Source organism: Catellatospora bangladeshensis (assembly GCF_016862575.1).
In the GTDB taxonomy this organism is placed as follows: Bacteria; Actinomycetota; Actinomycetes; order Mycobacteriales; family Micromonosporaceae; genus Catellatospora; species Catellatospora bangladeshensis.
Genome location: NZ_BONF01000032.1, coordinates 1 through 15656, shown reverse-complemented (window position 1 = coordinate 15656; position 15656 = coordinate 1). Strand labels below are relative to the sequence as shown.

Sequence of the window (15656 nt, the reverse complement as noted above, 5' to 3'; positions counted from 1 at the left end):
AGTCCGCAGCTCGGAGGACGTTCGTGACCGACATTCTGATCAAGGGCGCGCGGGTGCTCGGCGGCGAGCCGGCCGACCTGCTGCTGCGCGACGGCCGCATCGCCGAGGTGGGCACCGGGCTGACCGCCGAGGGCGCCGAGGTGGTCGACGCCACCGGCCTGGTCGCCCTGCCCGGCCTGGTCGACCTGCACACCCACCTGCGCGAGCCCGGCCGGGAGGACGCCGAGACGGTGTACACCGGCTCCCGCGCCGCCGCGCTGGGCGGCTACACCGCGGTCTGCGCGATGGCCAACACCTCCCCGGTCGCCGACACGGCGGGCGTGGTCGAGCAGGTCTACCGGCTGGGCCAGGAGGCCGGGCTGGTCGACGTGCAGCCCATCGGCGCGGTCACCGTCGGCCTGGCCGGCGAGCGGCTGGCCGAGCTGGGCGCGATGGCCGACTCGGCCGCCCGGGTGCGGATCTTCTCCGACGACGGCTTCTGCGTGGCCGACCCGCGGCTGATGCGCCGCGCGCTGGAGTACGTCAAGGCGTTCGACGGCGTCATCGCCCAGCACGCCGAGGAGCCCCGGCTCACCCAGGGCGCGCAGATGCACGAGGGCGACGTCTCGGCGAAGCTCGGGCTGACCGGCTGGCCCGCCGTGGCCGAGGAGTCGATCATCGCGCGGGACGTGCTGCTCGCCGAGCACGTGGGCGCCCGCCTGCACGTGTGCCACGTCTCGACCGCGGGCAGCGTCGACATCATCCGCGCCGCCAAGGCCCGGGGGGTACGCGTCACCGCCGAGGTCACGCCGCACCACCTGCTGCTGACCCACGAGAAGGCCGAGTCGTACGACCCGGTATACAAGGTGAACCCGCCGCTGCGCACGAACACCGACGTCCAGGCGCTGCGCGAGGGCCTGCGCGACGGCACGATCGACATCGTGGCCACCGACCACGCCCCGCACGCCGCGGAGGACAAGGAGTGCGAGTGGGCGCACGCCCGCCCCGGCATGCTGGGCCTGGAGACCGCGCTGCCCATCGTGCTCGACGTGCTCGGTGAGCAGTGGGACCTGATCGCCGAGCGCATGTCCCGCGCCCCGGCCCGCATCGCCGGGCTCGACGGGCACGGCAACGACCTGGTCGCGGGCGCGCCCGCGAACCTCACGCTGATCGACCCCACGACGCGGTGGACGGTCGAGCCGACCGGGCTGGCCAGTCTCAGCCACAACACGCCGTACGCCGGGATGACCGTGCCCGGCCGGATCGTCGCGACCTTCCTGCGGGGCGTGCCGACGGTGCTCGACGGAAAGGTGCAGAAGTGACCGAAGCAATCCTGGTCCTGGAGGACGGCCGCGTGTTCCGCGGCGAGGCCTACGGGGCCGTCGGCGAGACCTTCGGCGAGGCGGTCTTCACCACCGGCATGACCGGCTACCAGGAGACCCTCACCGACCCGTCGTACCACCGCCAGGTCGTGGTGCAGACCGCGCCGCACATCGGCAACACCGGCGTCAACGACGAGGACGACGAGTCCGACCGCATCTGGGTGTCCGGCTACGTCGTGCGCGACCCGGCCCGGACGCCGTCCAACTGGCGCGCCACCGAGGACCTCGGCACCCGGCTGGCCCGCCACGGCGTGGTCGGCATCAGCGGCGTCGACACCCGCGCGCTCACCCGGCACCTGCGCGAACGCGGCGCCATGCGCGTCGGCGTGTCCAGCGTCGAGGCCGACCCGCAGGCACTGCTGGCCCGGGTGCTGGAGCAGCCGCAGATGGTCGGCGCGGACCTGTCCGCGCAGGTGAGCACGCCGCAGGCGTACACCGTCGGGGCGGAGGGAGCGCATCGGTTCACCGTGGCCGCGCTGGACCTCGGCATCAAGCGCAACGTGCCGCGGCGGCTGGCCGCCCGCGGGGTGACCACCCACGTGCTGCCCGCCTCCTCGACGTTCGAGGACCTGATGGCGGTCAAGCCGGACGCGGTGTTCTTCTCGCCCGGCCCCGGCGACCCCGCCACCGCCGACCACCCGGTGGCGCTCGCGCAGGAGGTCATGCGCAACCGCATCCCGCTGTTCGGCATCTGTTTCGGCAGCCAGATCCTGGGCCGCGCGCTCGGCTTCGGCACGTACAAGCTGGGCTACGGCCACCGCGGCATCAACCAGCCGGTGATGGACCGCCTCACCGGCAAGGTCGAGGTCACCTCGCACAACCACGGCTTCGCCGTCGACGCCCCGCTGGAGGGGACCGTCGACACCGAGTTCGGCCGGGTGCAGGTGTCGCACGTCTGCCTCAACGACAACGTGGTGGAGGGCCTGCGCGCGCTGGACGTGCCCGCCTTCACCGTGCAGTACCACCCGGAGGCGGCAGCGGGGCCGCACGACGCCGACTACCTGTTCGACCGGTTCGCCGAGCTGATCGGAGACAAGTGAGATGCCGAAGCGTTCCGATCTGAAGCACGTGATGGTGATCGGGTCCGGCCCGATCGTCATCGGCCAGGCCTGCGAGTTCGACTACTCCGGCACCCAGGCGTGCCGGGTGCTGCGCAGTGAGGGCCTGCGGGTCAGCCTGGTCAACTCGAACCCGGCCACGATCATGACGGACCCCGAGTTCGCCGACGCCACCTACGTCGAGCCGATCACGCCGGAGTTCGTGGAGAAGGTCATCGCGGCCGAGCGCCCCGACGCGCTGCTGCCCACCCTGGGCGGCCAGACCGCGCTGAACACGGCCGTCGCGCTGCACGAGTCGGGTGTGCTGGAGAAGTACGGCGTGGAGCTGATCGGCGCCGACATCGACGCCATCCGCCGCGGCGAGGACCGGCAGCTGTTCAAGGACATCGTGGCCCAGGCCGGGGCCAAGCTCGGGCTCACCGGGGACCTGGTGCCGCGCAGCCGGGTCTGCCACTCCATGGACGAGGTGCGCGACACCGTCGCCGAGCTGGGCCTGCCGGTCGTCATCCGGCCCTCGTTCACCATGGGCGGCCTCGGCTCGGGCATGGCGCACACCCCGGAGCAGCTCGACCTCATCGCGGGCAGCGGCCTGGCCGCCTCGCCGGTGACCGAGGTGCTCATCGAGGAGAGCGTGCTCGGCTGGAAGGAGTACGAGCTGGAGCTGATGCGCGACAAGCACGACAACGTGGTCGTCATCTGCTCCATCGAGAACATCGACCCGATGGGCGTGCACACCGGCGACTCGGTGACCGTGGCCCCCGCCATGACCCTCACCGACCGTGAGTACCAGGACATGCGCGACCTGGGCATCGCGGTGCTGCGCGAGGTCGGCGTGGACACCGGCGGCTGCAACATCCAGTTCGCGATCCAGCCGGACACCGGCCGCATCGTGGTCATCGAGATGAACCCGCGCGTGTCCCGCTCCAGCGCGCTGGCCTCCAAGGCCACCGGCTTCCCGATCGCGAAGATCGCCGCGAAGCTGGCCATCGGGTACACCCTCGACGAGATCCCCAACGACATCACCCTCAAGACGCCCGCCGCGTTCGAGCCGTCGCTCGACTACGTCGTGGTCAAGATCCCGCGGTTCGCGTTCGAGAAGTTCCCCGGCGCCGACCCGGAGCTGACCACCACCATGAAGTCGGTGGGCGAGGCGATGAGCCTGGGCCGCAACTTCCCCGAGGCGCTGAACAAGGCGATGCGCTCGATGGAGACCAAGGCGGCCGGCTTCTGGACCGCGCCGGACCGCTTCGGCTCGGCCGAGGAGGCCCTGGAGGCCCTGCGCATCCCGCACGACGGCCGCCTGTATGCGGTCGAGGAGGCGCTGCGCCACGGCGCCACGGTCGCGCAGGTGCACGAGGCGTCCGGCGGCATCGACCCGTGGTTCGTGGACCAGATCCTGGGCCTGGTCGAGCTGCGCGCCGAGATCCTCGCCGCGCCGGTGGTGGACCTGCCGCTGCTGCGCAAGGCGAAGCGGGCGGGCCTGTCCGACCGGCAGCTCGCCGCGCTGCGCCCGGAGTTCGCGGGCGAGGACGGGGTGCGCACGCTGCGCCACCGCCTGGGCGTGCGGCCGGTGTACAAGACCGTCGACACCTGCGCGGCCGAGTTCGCCGCGACGACGCCGTACCACTACTCCTCGTACGACGAGGAGACCGAGGTGGCGCCGAGCGACCGGCCCAAGGTGCTGATCCTGGGCTCCGGCCCGAACCGGATCGGCCAGGGCATCGAGTTCGACTACTCGTGCGTGCACGCGGTGATGGCGCTCAAGGGCCGGTACGAGACCGTCATGGTCAACTGCAACCCGGAGACGGTGTCCACGGACTACGACACCGCCGACCGGCTCTACTTCGAGCCGCTCACCTTCGAGGACGTGCTGGAGGTGGTGCACGCCGAGCACAGCTCCGGGGTGGCCGCGGGCGGCCCCGGCGTGGTCGGCGTGATCGTGCAGCTGGGCGGGCAGACCCCGCTGGGCCTGGCGCAGCGGCTCAAGAACGCGGGCGTGCCGATCGTGGGCACCTCGCCCGAGTCGATCCACCTCGCCGAGGAGCGGGGCGCGTTCGGCCGGGTGCTGGCCGAGGCGGGGCTGCGCGCCCCGGCGCACGGCACCGCGACCAGCTTCGCCGACGCGAAGAAGATCGCCGACGAGGTCGGCTACCCGGTGCTGGTACGCCCGTCGTACGTGCTCGGCGGCCGCGGCATGGAGATCGTCTACGACGACGCCACGCTGCGCGACTACATCGGCCGGGCCACCGACATCTCGCCGGAGCACCCGGTGCTGGTGGACCGGTTCCTCGACGACGCCATCGAGATCGACGTGGACGCGCTCTGCGACGAGCACGGCGACGTGTACCTCGGCGGCGTGATGGAGCACATCGAGGAGGCCGGCATCCACTCCGGCGACTCGGCCTGCGCGCTGCCGCCGATCACCCTGGGCGGGCGCCACCTCGACGTGGTGCGCGAGTACACCGAGGCGATCGCCCGTGGCGTGGGCGTGCGCGGCCTGCTCAACGTGCAGTACGCGCTCAAGGACGACATGCTCTACGTGCTGGAGGCCAACCCGCGCGCTTCGCGCACCGTGCCGTTCGTCTCCAAGGCGACCGCGGTGCCGCTGGCCAAGGCGGCGGCCCGGATCATGCTCGGTGCCACGGTCGCCGAGCTGCGCGCCGAGGGCATGCTGCTCGCCGAGGGCGACGGCGGCGTGCTGCCGGAGAACGCCCCCGTCGCGGTCAAGGAGGCGGTGCTGCCGTTCAAGCGCTTCCGCACCCGGGCCGGCAAGGGCGTGGACACCCTGCTGTCGCCGGAGATGAAGTCCACCGGCGAGGTCATGGGCATCGACACCGCGTTCGGGCACTCGTTCGCCAAGTCGCAGGCGGCCGCGTACGGCACCCTGCCGACCAGCGGCAAGATCTTCGTCTCGGTCGCCAACCGCGACAAGCGGGGCATGATCTTCCCGGTGAAGCGCCTGGCCGACCTCGGCTTCGAGATCGTGGCCACGGTCGGCACCGGCGAGGTGCTGCGCCGCCACGGCATCGTCTGCGAGGTGGTCGGCAAGCACAGCGAGGACGCCGAGCGCGACGCGGTCAGCCTGATCGCCTCCGGCGAGGTGAAGATGGTCATCAACACCCCGCAGGGCTCCGGCGCCAAGGCCCGCTCCGACGGCTACGAGATCCGCAGCGCCGCCGTCTCCGCCGACATCCCCTGCTGCACCACCGTCCCCGGCGCCGCGGCAGCCGTGATGGGCATCGAAGCCCTGATCCGCGGCGACATGACGGTAAGGCCGTTGCAACACCTCCACGCCGTGATCCGCCCGGAGCTGTCCGCGTGACCCGCCCCTCTCCCGCGTCGATCTTGCGCGAACTGCGCTCTCCCGCGTCGATCTTGCGCGAACTGTGGGGGCGACACGCCCATACCCCTCAAAAGGGCAACAGTTCGCGCAAGATCAACGCGATCTTGGGTGGCCACCGCCCGGGGACGGTGGCGGCGTGACGGTGTTCGAGAGGGTGGTCAGGCCCCGGCTTTTCAAGATCGGGGGCGGGGACGCGGAGCGGGCGCACGAGTGGACCTTGGAGCGGCTCGCGGGGCTGGCTCGGCGGCCCGCCGTGCTGGGTCTGCTGAAGCGGCGTTACGCGGTCGACAAGCCCGTCGACGTGTTCGGGGTGCGGTTTCCGAACGCGGTCGGGCTGGCGGCCGGGATGGACAAGAACGGGGTCGCGCTGAAGGCGTGGCCGGCGCTCGGGTTCGGGTTCGTCGAGGTCGGCACGGTGACCGCGCTCGGCCAGCCGGGTAATGAGAAGCCCCGGCTGTTCCGGCTGCCGGACAGCAACGCGATCATCAACCGGATGGGGTTCAACAACGAGGGCGCGCAGGCGCTGGCGGGGCGGCTGGCCGCGCTGGGGCCGATCGGGGTGCCGCTCGGGATCTCGCTGGGCAAGTCGAAGGTGACGCCGCTGGAGGAGGCCGTCGCGGACTACCGAGCGTCATATGACGCGCTGAAGTCCTACGGCGACTACTTCGCGGTCAACGTCTCCTCACCGAACACGCCCGGCCTGCGCAGCCTCCAGGACCGCGACCAGCTCGACGCGATCCTGGCCGCCCTGACGGAGACCGACGGCGAGCCGCGTAAGCCGGTGCTGGTGAAGATCGCGCCGGATCTCACCGACCACGCCATCGCCGAGCTGCTCGAAGTGTGCGTGGCGCGCGGAGTGGCCGGTCTGATCGCGACCAACACCACGCTGTCGCGGGACGGCGTCGCGGCGGCCGACCAGGGCACGGCGGGGCAGGCGGGCGGGCTGTCCGGCGCGCCGCTGACCGAGCGAGCGCACAAGGTCGTCTCGTTCGTACACGGCGAGAGCGGCGGGCGGCTGCCGATCATCGGCGTGGGCGGGCTGATGAGCGCCGACGATGCGGCCCGCATGTTCGACGCGGGCGCGAGCCTGGTCCAGCTCTACACCGGATTCATCTATCACGGACCGGCGCTGGTGCGCGCCGCGGCGCTGCGCGGCCCGGAGCGCCGTCGGTGACAGACGAGGTTAAGAAGGGCACCTTCTACAACGCGGAGCGTTGTGAAGGTGCCCTTCCTTTCGGGAGGGACCTTTTGGAGCAGGACGAGCTGCTGGCGCTGGACCGGGCGCACGTGTGGCACCCCTACGGGCCGATGCCGGGGCGGCAGGAGCCGCTGGTGGTGGCGAGCGCGAGCGGGGTGCGGCTGCGGCTGGCCGACGGGCGCGAGCTGGTCGACGGGATGTCGAGCTGGTGGGCGGCGATCCACGGCTACCGGCACCCGGTGCTGGACGCGGCGGTGACCGGCCAGCTCGGCCGGATGAGCCACGTCATGTTCGGCGGGCTCACCCACGAGCCCGCGGTGCGGCTGGCCAGGACGCTGGTGGACATCACGCCGGACGGGCTGGAGCACGTGTTCCTGGCCGACTCGGGCTCGGTGAGCGTCGAGGTCGCCGTCAAGATGTGCCTGCAGTACCAGGTGTCGCGGGGGCGGCCCGGCAAGCGGCGGCTGGCCACCTGGCGCGGCGGATACCACGGGGACACGTTCCATCCGATGAGCGTGTGCGACCCGGAGGGCGGCATGCACAGCCTCTGGGGCGACGTCCTGCCCCGGCAGGTGTTCGCGCCGGTGCCGCCCGCCGAGTACGACGAGTCCTATGTGAGCGTGCTGAAGGAGGCCCTCGCGGCGCACGCGCACGAGCTGGCCGCGGTCATCGTCGAGCCGGTGGTGCAGGGCGCCGGGGGGATGCGCTTTCACGACCCGCGCTACCTGCGGGTGCTGCGCGAGCTGTGCGACGAGCACGACGTGCTGCTGGTGTTCGACGAGATCGCCACCGGCTTCGGGCGCACCGGCGAGCTGTTCGCGGCCGACCACGCCGGGGTGACCCCGGACGTGATGTGCCTCGGGAAGGCGCTGACCGGCGGATATCTGACACTCGCGGCGGCGCTGTGCACGGCGGAGGTGGCCCGGGGCATCTCGCAGGGCGCGGTGCCGGTGCTCGCGCACGGGCCCACGTTCATGGGCAACCCGCTGGCCTGCGCGGTGGCGAGCGCCAGCATCGAGCTGCTGCTCGCGGGGGACTGGCGGGCCCGCGTACGCCACATCGAGGGCCTGCTGCGCGCGGGGCTGGCGCCGCTGCGGGAGCTGCCGGGGGTCGCCGACGTGCGGGTCCTGGGCGCGATCGGCGTGGTGCAGCTCGACCGGGAGGTCGACATGGCGGCGGCGACGGCCGCCGCGACGGGGGCGGGCGTGTGGCTGCGCCCGTTCCGGGACCTGATCTACACGATGCCGCCGTTCGTCAGCTCCGACGAGGACGTGGCGGCCATCACGAGCGCGATGGGCGCGGCGGCCGCCGCGTGTACGAGATGAGTGAGGGAGTGTTCATGGAGCCGTTCGGGGCGCGTCTGGCGCGGGCGATGGACGAGCGCGGGCCGCTGTGCGTCGGGATCGACCCGCACGCCTCGCTGTTGCGAGCGTGGGGGCTGTCCGACGACGCGGACGGGGTGGCGTCGTTCTGCGCCACGGTGGTCGGGGCACTGGCCGATCGGGTGGCTGTTTTCAAACCGCAGTCCGCCTTTTTCGAGCGGTTCGGGGCTCGCGGAGCGGCGATTCTTGAGTCAACTATCCGACAGTTGCGCGAGGCCGGAGCCCTTGTGCTTCTCGACGTGAAGCGCGGCGACATCGGTTCGACGGCGGCCGCGTACGCCGACGCGTACCTGAACCCATCGAGACCCATGTATGTGGACGCGATCACCGCGAGCCCGTTCCTGGGGCTCGGCTCGCTCGCCCCGATGTTCGACACGGCGGCTGAGCACGGCGGAGGCGTCTTCGTTCTGGCGCTCACGTCCAACCCGGAGGGTCCGTCCGTGCAGCACGCTCGGGGCATAGACGGCCGTAGCGTCGCGCAAACGATCATCGACGAGATTTCCCAGCTCAACAAGGGTGTCGAGCCGATCGGAAGCCTCGGTCTCGTGGTCGGGGCGACCATCGGCGAGACCGGTCACGACATGTCGGCGCTCAACGGCCCGATCCTCGTTCCGGGCCTCGGCGCCCAGGGCGGGACCGCGGACGATCTTCGCCGGATCTTCCCCGGGAACCTCGCCGCGGTGCTGCCGTCGTCGTCGCGCGAGGTGCTCGGCGCGGGCCCCGATGCCACGTCACTGCGCGCGGCGGCATCCCGGACGCTCGATGCCTGTCGGGACGCATTGGGACGTCCGGGCCGGTCGTGACCTTTTCGTGATCATGCGCGGTGACGTTGCCGAAAACGCCGTTGACCGCTAGGTTTCCCCGCGCTGGGCTGATCTGCTCTCGTGACCCGCAAGTCACGTGAGTTTCACCAGCAACGGGTGCGCCGAGGTTACCCACCGTCCGCGGTGGGGAAGGCGGTGCACCACACGTCGGCAAACCCGCCGGCGTGAGGAAGAGGACCTGAGGAGAACTGGTGCCGCTCCCGTCACTGACCCCAGAGCAGCGCGCTGCCGCGCTGGAGAAGGCCGCGGAGGTCCGCAAGGCTCGGGCTGAGCTCAAGGAGCAGCTCAAGCAGGGCAAGACCACCCTGGCCGCCGTGCTCGACCGCGCCGAGGCCGACGACGTCGTTGGCAAGCTGAAGGTGTCGGCCGTGCTGCAGGCGCTCCCCGGTATCGGCAAGATCCGGGCCACGCAGATCATGGAGAAGCTGAAGATCGCCGACTCGCGCCGCCTGCGCGGGCTGGGCGACCAGCAGCGCAAGGCGCTGCTGGCCGAGTTCGCGGCCTGATCAGGCCCGGATCGTCAGCACTCCCCGGAACATGGCTCGTCCCGGCGCGCCGCCACTATCGCGGCGCGCCAAGGTACTCGCCACGTTCCGCGCCGCGGGCGGCAACGTCCGCGGCGAACGGGCGGCGGTGTGCCGAGGCTCCACCGCATGCCCACCGGATCGGGTCGTGCACCCGGCGTGAGTGAGACTCACGCCAACGGGTGAGAGGCCCGCTCCGCAGATCGTCGCCCAGCGGCGCCGTCGAAACGACGGCGCCGCTGGTTCGTTTCTGAGGGCAGGAACACCCCATCCGGGCCGGAACCCCCTGTTAAGTCTTGGTGACGTAGTGCGCAAACAGGGGCCCGGCTGCCACCTCCGCTTCCCGATTGGGTAGAACTTGAGAATGGAAGACGACGTACCGCTCGCCGCCAGAGCGGCCGCGCCCGCCCGCCTCACCGTGCTCTCCGGTCCCTCAGGTGTCGGCAAGGATGCCGTCATCGAGGTGATCCGCAAGCGTTCTCCCTGGGTATGGCTTTCCGTCTCGGTCACCACCCGCAAGAAGCGCGACTACGAGATCGATGGCAAGCACTACACGTTCGTCAACCGCACCGAGTTCGAGCGCCTCGTCGACGGCGGCATGCTGCTGGAGTGGGCCGAGTTCGCGGGCAACCTCTACGGCACCCCGCGCGCCGCGGTGGAGGGCCGCCTCGCCGTGGGCATCCCGGCGCTGCTGAAGATCGACCTGCAGGGCGCCCGCCAGGTCCGCCAGGCCATGCCGGACTCGCAGCTGGTCTTCCTGGCCCCGCCCAGCCGCGAGGAGCTGCGCCGCCGGCTCATCGGCCGCGGCACCGAGGACCCGGACACCATCCGCCGCCGGCTGGCCCACGCCGACGAGGAACTGGCCGCCGAGTCCGAGTTCGACGTGACTGTCGTGAACGACTACCTCGAGCGCGCTGCGGACGAGTTGGTAGGATTGCTCGGTTCGCCTGCGCTCGCCGCCGCACGCCCGCATATCTGAGCGCACGCACACTCTCTTAGACAAGGACTGGACACGTGGCTGGAACCGTCGCCCAACCCGAAGGCATCACCAACCCGCCGATCGACGAGCTGCTGGAGAAGACCTCGTCGAAGTACGCGCTGGTGATCTTCGCGGCCAAGCGTGCCCGGCAGATCAACGCCTACTACAGCCAGCTCGGCGAGGGCCTGCTGGAGTACGTCGGCCCGCTGGTGGAGACCACGCCGCAGGAGAAGGCGCTGTCCATCTCCATGCGCGAGATCAACGCCGGGCTGCTCACCGCCGAGCCGACCAACGAGGCCTGAGCCTTCCCGACATGGCCCGCGTCGTACTGGGGGTAGGCGGCGGCATCGCCGCCTACAAGGCCTGCGAGCTGCTGCGGCTGCTCACCGAGTCCGGCCACTCGGTGCGCGTGGTGCCCACGGCGTCCGCGCTGCGCTTCGTGGGCGCACCCACCTGGGAGGCGCTTTCCGGGCAGCCGGCCGCCACCGAGGTGTGGTCCGACGTGCCGCAGGTCCCGCACGTCAAGCTCGGGCAGACCGCCGACCTGGTGCTGGTCGTGCCCGCCACCGCGGACCTGCTGGCCAAGGCCGCCCACGGCATGGCCGACGACCTGCTGACCAACACGCTGCTCACCGCCCGCTGCCCGGTCGTGTTCGCGCCGGCCATGCATACCGAGATGTGGGAGCACCCGGCCACCGCCGACAACGTGGCGACGCTGCGCCGCCGCGGCGCGCTGGTGATCGAGCCCGCGGTCGGCCGGCTCACCGGCAAGGACACCGGCAAGGGCCGCCTGCCCGACCCGGAGCAGATCTTCGAGATCGCGCTGCGGGTGCTGGCGCGCGGCGTCAGCCCGGTCGCCGACCTGGCCGGCCGCCACGTGGTGGTCACCGCCGGGGGCACCCGCGAGCCGCTCGACCCGGTGCGCTTCCTGGGCAACCGCTCCTCCGGCAAGCAGGGGTACGCCTTCGCGCGCACCGCGCTGGCCCGCGGCGCCCGGGTGACCCTGGTCGCCGCGAACGTGTCGCTGCCCACGCCCGCCGGGGCGGACCTGATCCGGGTCGGCACCACGGCCGAGCTGCGGGACGCCGTCGTCGGCGCGGCGAAGGAGGCCGACGCCGTGATCATGGCGGCCGCCCCGGCCGACTTCCGCCCGGCCGCGTACGCCACCCAGAAGATCAAGAAGACCGACGACGGCGCGACCCCGGTCATCGAGCTGACCACGAACCCGGACATCGCCGCCGAGCTGGGCGCGGCCAAGCGGCCGGGGCAGGTGCTGGTGGCGTTCGCCGCGGAGACCCATGACGCGCTGGAGCATGCCCGCGGCAAGCTGGTGCGCAAGCGGGCCGACCTGATCGTGGTCAACGAGGTGGGCGAGGACAAGGTCTTCGGGTCCGACCGCAACGAGGCGGTGGTGCTCGGCGCGGACGGCTCGGCGCGCGAGCTCGGCCCGCAGAGCAAGGACGAGCTCGCCGACGCGGTCTGGGACCAGGTCGTCGCGCTGCTGTGATCACCGTCCCGTCCAGCGGACATCCGGCCGGGCCTGCGGCGGCAAGACCTACTTTCTGACTAGACTTTCGCCAAGGCGGTGGTGGGCCGTACCGTCCATTCATCGTCATCCAAGTCGCTGTATGGGAGAAATCGAGTGGCACGTCGCCTGTTCACCTCGGAGTCGGTCACCGAGGGTCACCCGGACAAGATCGCTGACCAGATCAGCGACGGCATCCTGGACGCGCTGCTCCGTCAGGACCCGCGCAGCCGCGTCGCGGTCGAGACGCTGATCACCACGGGCCAGGTGCACGTGGCGGGCGAGGTCACGACCTCCGCGTACGCCGACATCCCGGAGATCGTGCGCAACACGATCCTGTCGATCGGCTACGACTCCTCCAAGAAGGGCTTCGACGGCGCCTCCTGCGGCGTCAGCGTGTCCATCGGCTCGCAGTCGCCCGACATCGCCCAGGGCGTGGACAGTGCGCTGGAGCAGCGCTCCGGCGAGGGCGCCGACGGCCTCGACGCGCAGGGCGCCGGCGACCAGGGCATGATGTTCGGCTTCGCCTGCTCGGAGACGCCCGAGCTGATGCCGCTGCCGATCGCGCTCGCGCACCGCCTGGCCCGCCGCCTTACCGCGGCCCGCAAGGACGGCGCCATCCCGTACCTGCGCCCCGACGGCAAGACCCAGGTCACCATCGAGTACGACGGCTTCAAGCCGGTCCGCCTCGACACCGTGGTCGTCTCCTCCCAGCACGCGCCCGACATCTCGCTGGAGTCGCTGCTCACGCCGGACGTGCGCGAGCACGTCATCGCGCCCGAGCTGGACGGCCTCGGCCTGGACACCGAGGGCTACCGGCTGCTGGTCAACCCGACCGGCCGCTTCGAGATCGGCGGCCCGATGGGCGACGCCGGCCTCACCGGCCGCAAGATCATCGTCGACACCTACGGCGGCTACGCCCGCCACGGCGGCGGCGCGTTCTCCGGCAAGGACCCGTCGAAGGTCGACCGCTCGGCGGCGTACGCCATGCGCTGGGTCGCCAAGAACGTCGTCGCGGCCGGGCTCGCCGAGCGCTGCGAGGTGCAGGTGGCGTACGCCATCGGCAAGGCGAAGCCGGTCAGCCTGTTCGTGGAGACCTTCGGCACGGAGAACTACCCTGTCGAGCGCATCGAGAAGGCCATCAACGAGGTCTTCGACCTGCGCCCCGCGGCCATCATCCGCGACCTGGACCTGCTGCGCCCGATCTACCAGCAGACCGCGGCGTACGGTCACTTCGGCCGCGAGCTGCCCGACCTGACCTGGGAGCGCACCGACCGCGTCGCCGACCTCAAGTCCGCCATCGGCTGACCCCCGGCCTGAAAGGAAGGGCACCTTCTTATCGCTTTGCGATGTAGAAGGTGCCCTTCTTGACGTCCGACCGCGGCGGATCCCGCGCGGCGGGACCGGTGGGCGACGGCGGCGTCGGACCGCTCTGCTAAGACTCTTGGCGTGACAGCGCGTGCGAAGCAGGACCGGGAGCCGGCCGGGAGCCTGGCCGTCGCGCGGGTCTGCGTGGACGTGCCGTTGCCCCACCTGGACCGCACCTTCGACTACCGGGTGCCGGCCGACCTCGACGGCAAGGCCCGCCCCGGCACCCGGGTCAAGGTCCGCTTCAGCGGCCAGCTCGTCGACGGCTGGCTGCTCGAACGGGTCGAGGAGACCGCGCACGAGGGCAGGCTCGCCTGGCTGGAGAAGGTCGTCTCGGCCGAGCCGGTGCTCGACCCGCAGGTGGTGCGCGCGGCCCGCGAGGTCGCCGACCGGTACGCGGGCAGCCTCGCCGACGTGCTGCGCCTGGCCGTGCCGCCTCGCCAGGCGAAGGTGGAGGCCGAACCGGGCGTGCCCTCCCCAGACGGCGTGCCGGACGCGCCGCCGTCCGACGGCTGGCGCCGCTACCCTGCGGGCGAGCCGTTCCTGCGCGCGCTGGCCGAAGGGCGCTCACCACGGGCGGTCTGGTCGGCGCTGCCCGGGGAGCAGTGGCCCGCCCGGATCGCGGAGGCCGTGGCCGCGACGCTGCACAGCGGCCGGGGCGCGGTGGTGGTCGTGGCTGACGCGCGGGACCTGGAGCGCCTGGACGCGGCCCTGACCGCGCTGCTCGGCCCGGACCGGCACGTCGCGCTTTCGGCGGCGCTCGGCCCGAGCGAGCGCTACCGGCGCTTCCTGCGCGCCCGGCGCGGGCAGGCGGCGGCCGTGGTCGGCACCCGCTCGGCGGCGCTGGCGCCGGTGGCGGAGCTGGGCCTGGTCGCGCTCTGGGACGACGGCGACGACCTGCACGCCGAGCCGCGCTCGCCGTACCCGCACGTCCGGCAGATCCTGCTGACCCGCGCCCAGCAGACGGGTGCGGCGGTGCTGGTGGGCGGCTTCGCGCGCACGGCGGAGGCGCAGCTGCTGCTGGCCACCGGCTGGGCCAAGGAGGTGGCGGCGCACCGGGACCAGGTGCGCCGGGCCGCGCCCGCGGTGCTGCCCGCCGACGACAGCCAGCTGGCCCGGGACCCGGCGGCGGCGTCGGCCCGGCTGCCCAGCGTGGCCTGGCAGGCGGCGCGGGAGGCGCTGGCCGCGAACGCGCCGGTGCTGGTCCAGGTGCCCCGGCGGGGGTACGTGCCGGCGGTCTCCTGCCAGGACTGCCGCGAGCGCGCCCGGTGCACACGCTGCTCCGGGCCGCTGGCGCTGGGCGGCTCGGGCAGCGTGGCGGCGTGCCGCTGGTGCGCCCGGCCCGCCGCGGGCTGGACCTGCCCGGCCTGCGGCGGCAGGCGGCTGCGCGCGGCGGTGACGGGCGTCCGGCGTACCGCGGAGGAGCTGGGCCGGGCCCTGCCGGGAGTGCCGGTGCGCACCTCGGGCAAGGACGCGGTGCTGGCCACGGTGCCCGCGGAGGCGGCCCTGGTGCTGTCCACGCCGGGCGCGGAGCCGGTGGCGGAGGGCGGCTACGGCGCGGTCCTGCTGCTGGACTCGTGGGCGCTGCTGACCCGGGCCGATCTGCGGGCCACCGAGGAGGCCGCGCGGCGCTGGTTCAACGCGGCGGCGCTGGCCCGGCCGGGGGAGCGGGGCGGCAAGGTGGTGGTGGTCGCCGACGGCGGGCTGGCCACGGTGCAGGCGCTGGTGCGCTGGGACCCGGCCTGGCTGGCCGAGCGGGAGCTGGGCGAGCGCCGCGAGCTGGGCTTCCCGCCCGCCGCGCGGCTGGCGTCGCTGACCGGCCCGGCGGCGGCGGTGAGCGAGTTCCTCGACGTGGCGCGCCTGCCCGACGGGGTGCAGGTGCTCGGCCCCCTGCCGGTCGGCGAGGACGAGGAGCGCATGCTGCTGCGCACCGCCCGCGGCGGCGGCCTCGCGCTGGCCAAGGCCCTCCACGACGCGGCCGGTGTCCGCAGCCTCCGCAAGGCCGCCCACCCCGTCCGCATCCAGCTCGACCCCCACGAACTCTGACCCCCGCGCCCCTAGATCATCCGACTTGCCCGGCACATGGGTGTATCC

Annotated in this window: 12 protein-coding genes; all 12 read left to right on the top strand. The window is 72.5% G+C overall.

Features of this window, described 5'->3' with window-relative positions; all coding sequences use genetic code 11:
- Window positions 1–23: 23 nt before the first annotated feature.
- On the top strand, window positions 24–1301 hold the full coding sequence (locus Cba03nite_RS25995) for a dihydroorotase (RefSeq protein ID WP_275411621.1): 1278 nt from the start codon (window positions 24–26) through the stop codon (window positions 1299–1301).
- The gene (gene carA, locus Cba03nite_RS25990; protein WP_203751276.1) at window positions 1298–2401 is read left to right on the top strand and encodes a glutamine-hydrolyzing carbamoyl-phosphate synthase small subunit; all 1104 of its coding nucleotides are present in this window, start codon (window positions 1298–1300) and stop codon (window positions 2399–2401) included. Before Cba03nite_RS25995 ends, carA begins: the two co-directional genes overlap by 4 nt.
- A 1-nt stretch (window position 2402) precedes the next feature.
- Window positions 2403–5741, top strand: coding sequence for a carbamoyl-phosphate synthase large subunit (gene carB / locus Cba03nite_RS25985; RefSeq protein ID WP_203751274.1), 3339 nt, complete (start codon window positions 2403–2405; stop codon window positions 5739–5741).
- A 157-nt stretch (window positions 5742–5898) separates the two neighbouring features.
- Window positions 5899–6936, top strand: coding sequence for a quinone-dependent dihydroorotate dehydrogenase (locus Cba03nite_RS25980; RefSeq protein ID WP_203751272.1), 1038 nt, complete (start codon window positions 5899–5901; stop codon window positions 6934–6936).
- 74 nt (window positions 6937–7010) lie between these two features.
- Window positions 7011–8285 (top strand): adenosylmethionine--8-amino-7-oxononanoate transaminase, encoded by a 1275-nt coding sequence (locus tag Cba03nite_RS25975; RefSeq protein ID WP_203751270.1) that lies wholly within the window; start codon window positions 7011–7013, stop codon window positions 8283–8285.
- Window positions 8286–8299: 14 nt separating this feature from the next.
- The gene (gene pyrF / locus Cba03nite_RS25970; RefSeq protein WP_203751268.1) at window positions 8300–9145 is read left to right on the top strand and encodes an orotidine-5'-phosphate decarboxylase; all 846 of its coding nucleotides are present in this window, start codon (window positions 8300–8302) and stop codon (window positions 9143–9145) included.
- A 212-nt stretch (window positions 9146–9357) separates the two neighbouring features.
- Entirely contained in the window at window positions 9358–9672 is a 315-nt protein-coding gene (mihF, locus tag Cba03nite_RS25965; protein WP_203751265.1) for an integration host factor, actinobacterial type, read from the top strand.
- 382 nt (window positions 9673–10054) lie between these two features.
- Complete coding sequence (gene gmk, locus Cba03nite_RS25960; protein ID WP_203751262.1) at window positions 10055–10669, top strand: guanylate kinase; 615 nt, start codon at window positions 10055–10057, stop codon at window positions 10667–10669.
- A 35-nt stretch (window positions 10670–10704) separates the two neighbouring features.
- Window positions 10705–10971: a DNA-directed RNA polymerase subunit omega gene (gene rpoZ, locus Cba03nite_RS25955; protein WP_203751259.1), complete on the top strand. Its 267-nt coding sequence runs from the start codon at window positions 10705–10707 to the stop codon at window positions 10969–10971.
- Window positions 10972–10982: 11 nt separating this feature from the next.
- Window positions 10983–12176, top strand: a complete 1194-nt coding sequence (gene coaBC / locus Cba03nite_RS25950) for a bifunctional phosphopantothenoylcysteine decarboxylase/phosphopantothenate--cysteine ligase CoaBC (RefSeq protein WP_203751256.1) — start codon at window positions 10983–10985, stop codon at window positions 12174–12176.
- Window positions 12177–12311: 135 nt separating this feature from the next.
- Window positions 12312–13502 (top strand): methionine adenosyltransferase, encoded by a 1191-nt coding sequence (gene metK, locus Cba03nite_RS25945; RefSeq protein WP_203751254.1) that lies wholly within the window; start codon window positions 12312–12314, stop codon window positions 13500–13502.
- 204 nt (window positions 13503–13706) lie between these two features.
- Entirely contained in the window at window positions 13707–15608 is a 1902-nt protein-coding gene (locus tag Cba03nite_RS25940) for a primosomal protein N' (protein WP_203751589.1), read from the top strand.
- The last annotated feature ends 48 nt before the right edge of the window (window positions 15609–15656 follow it).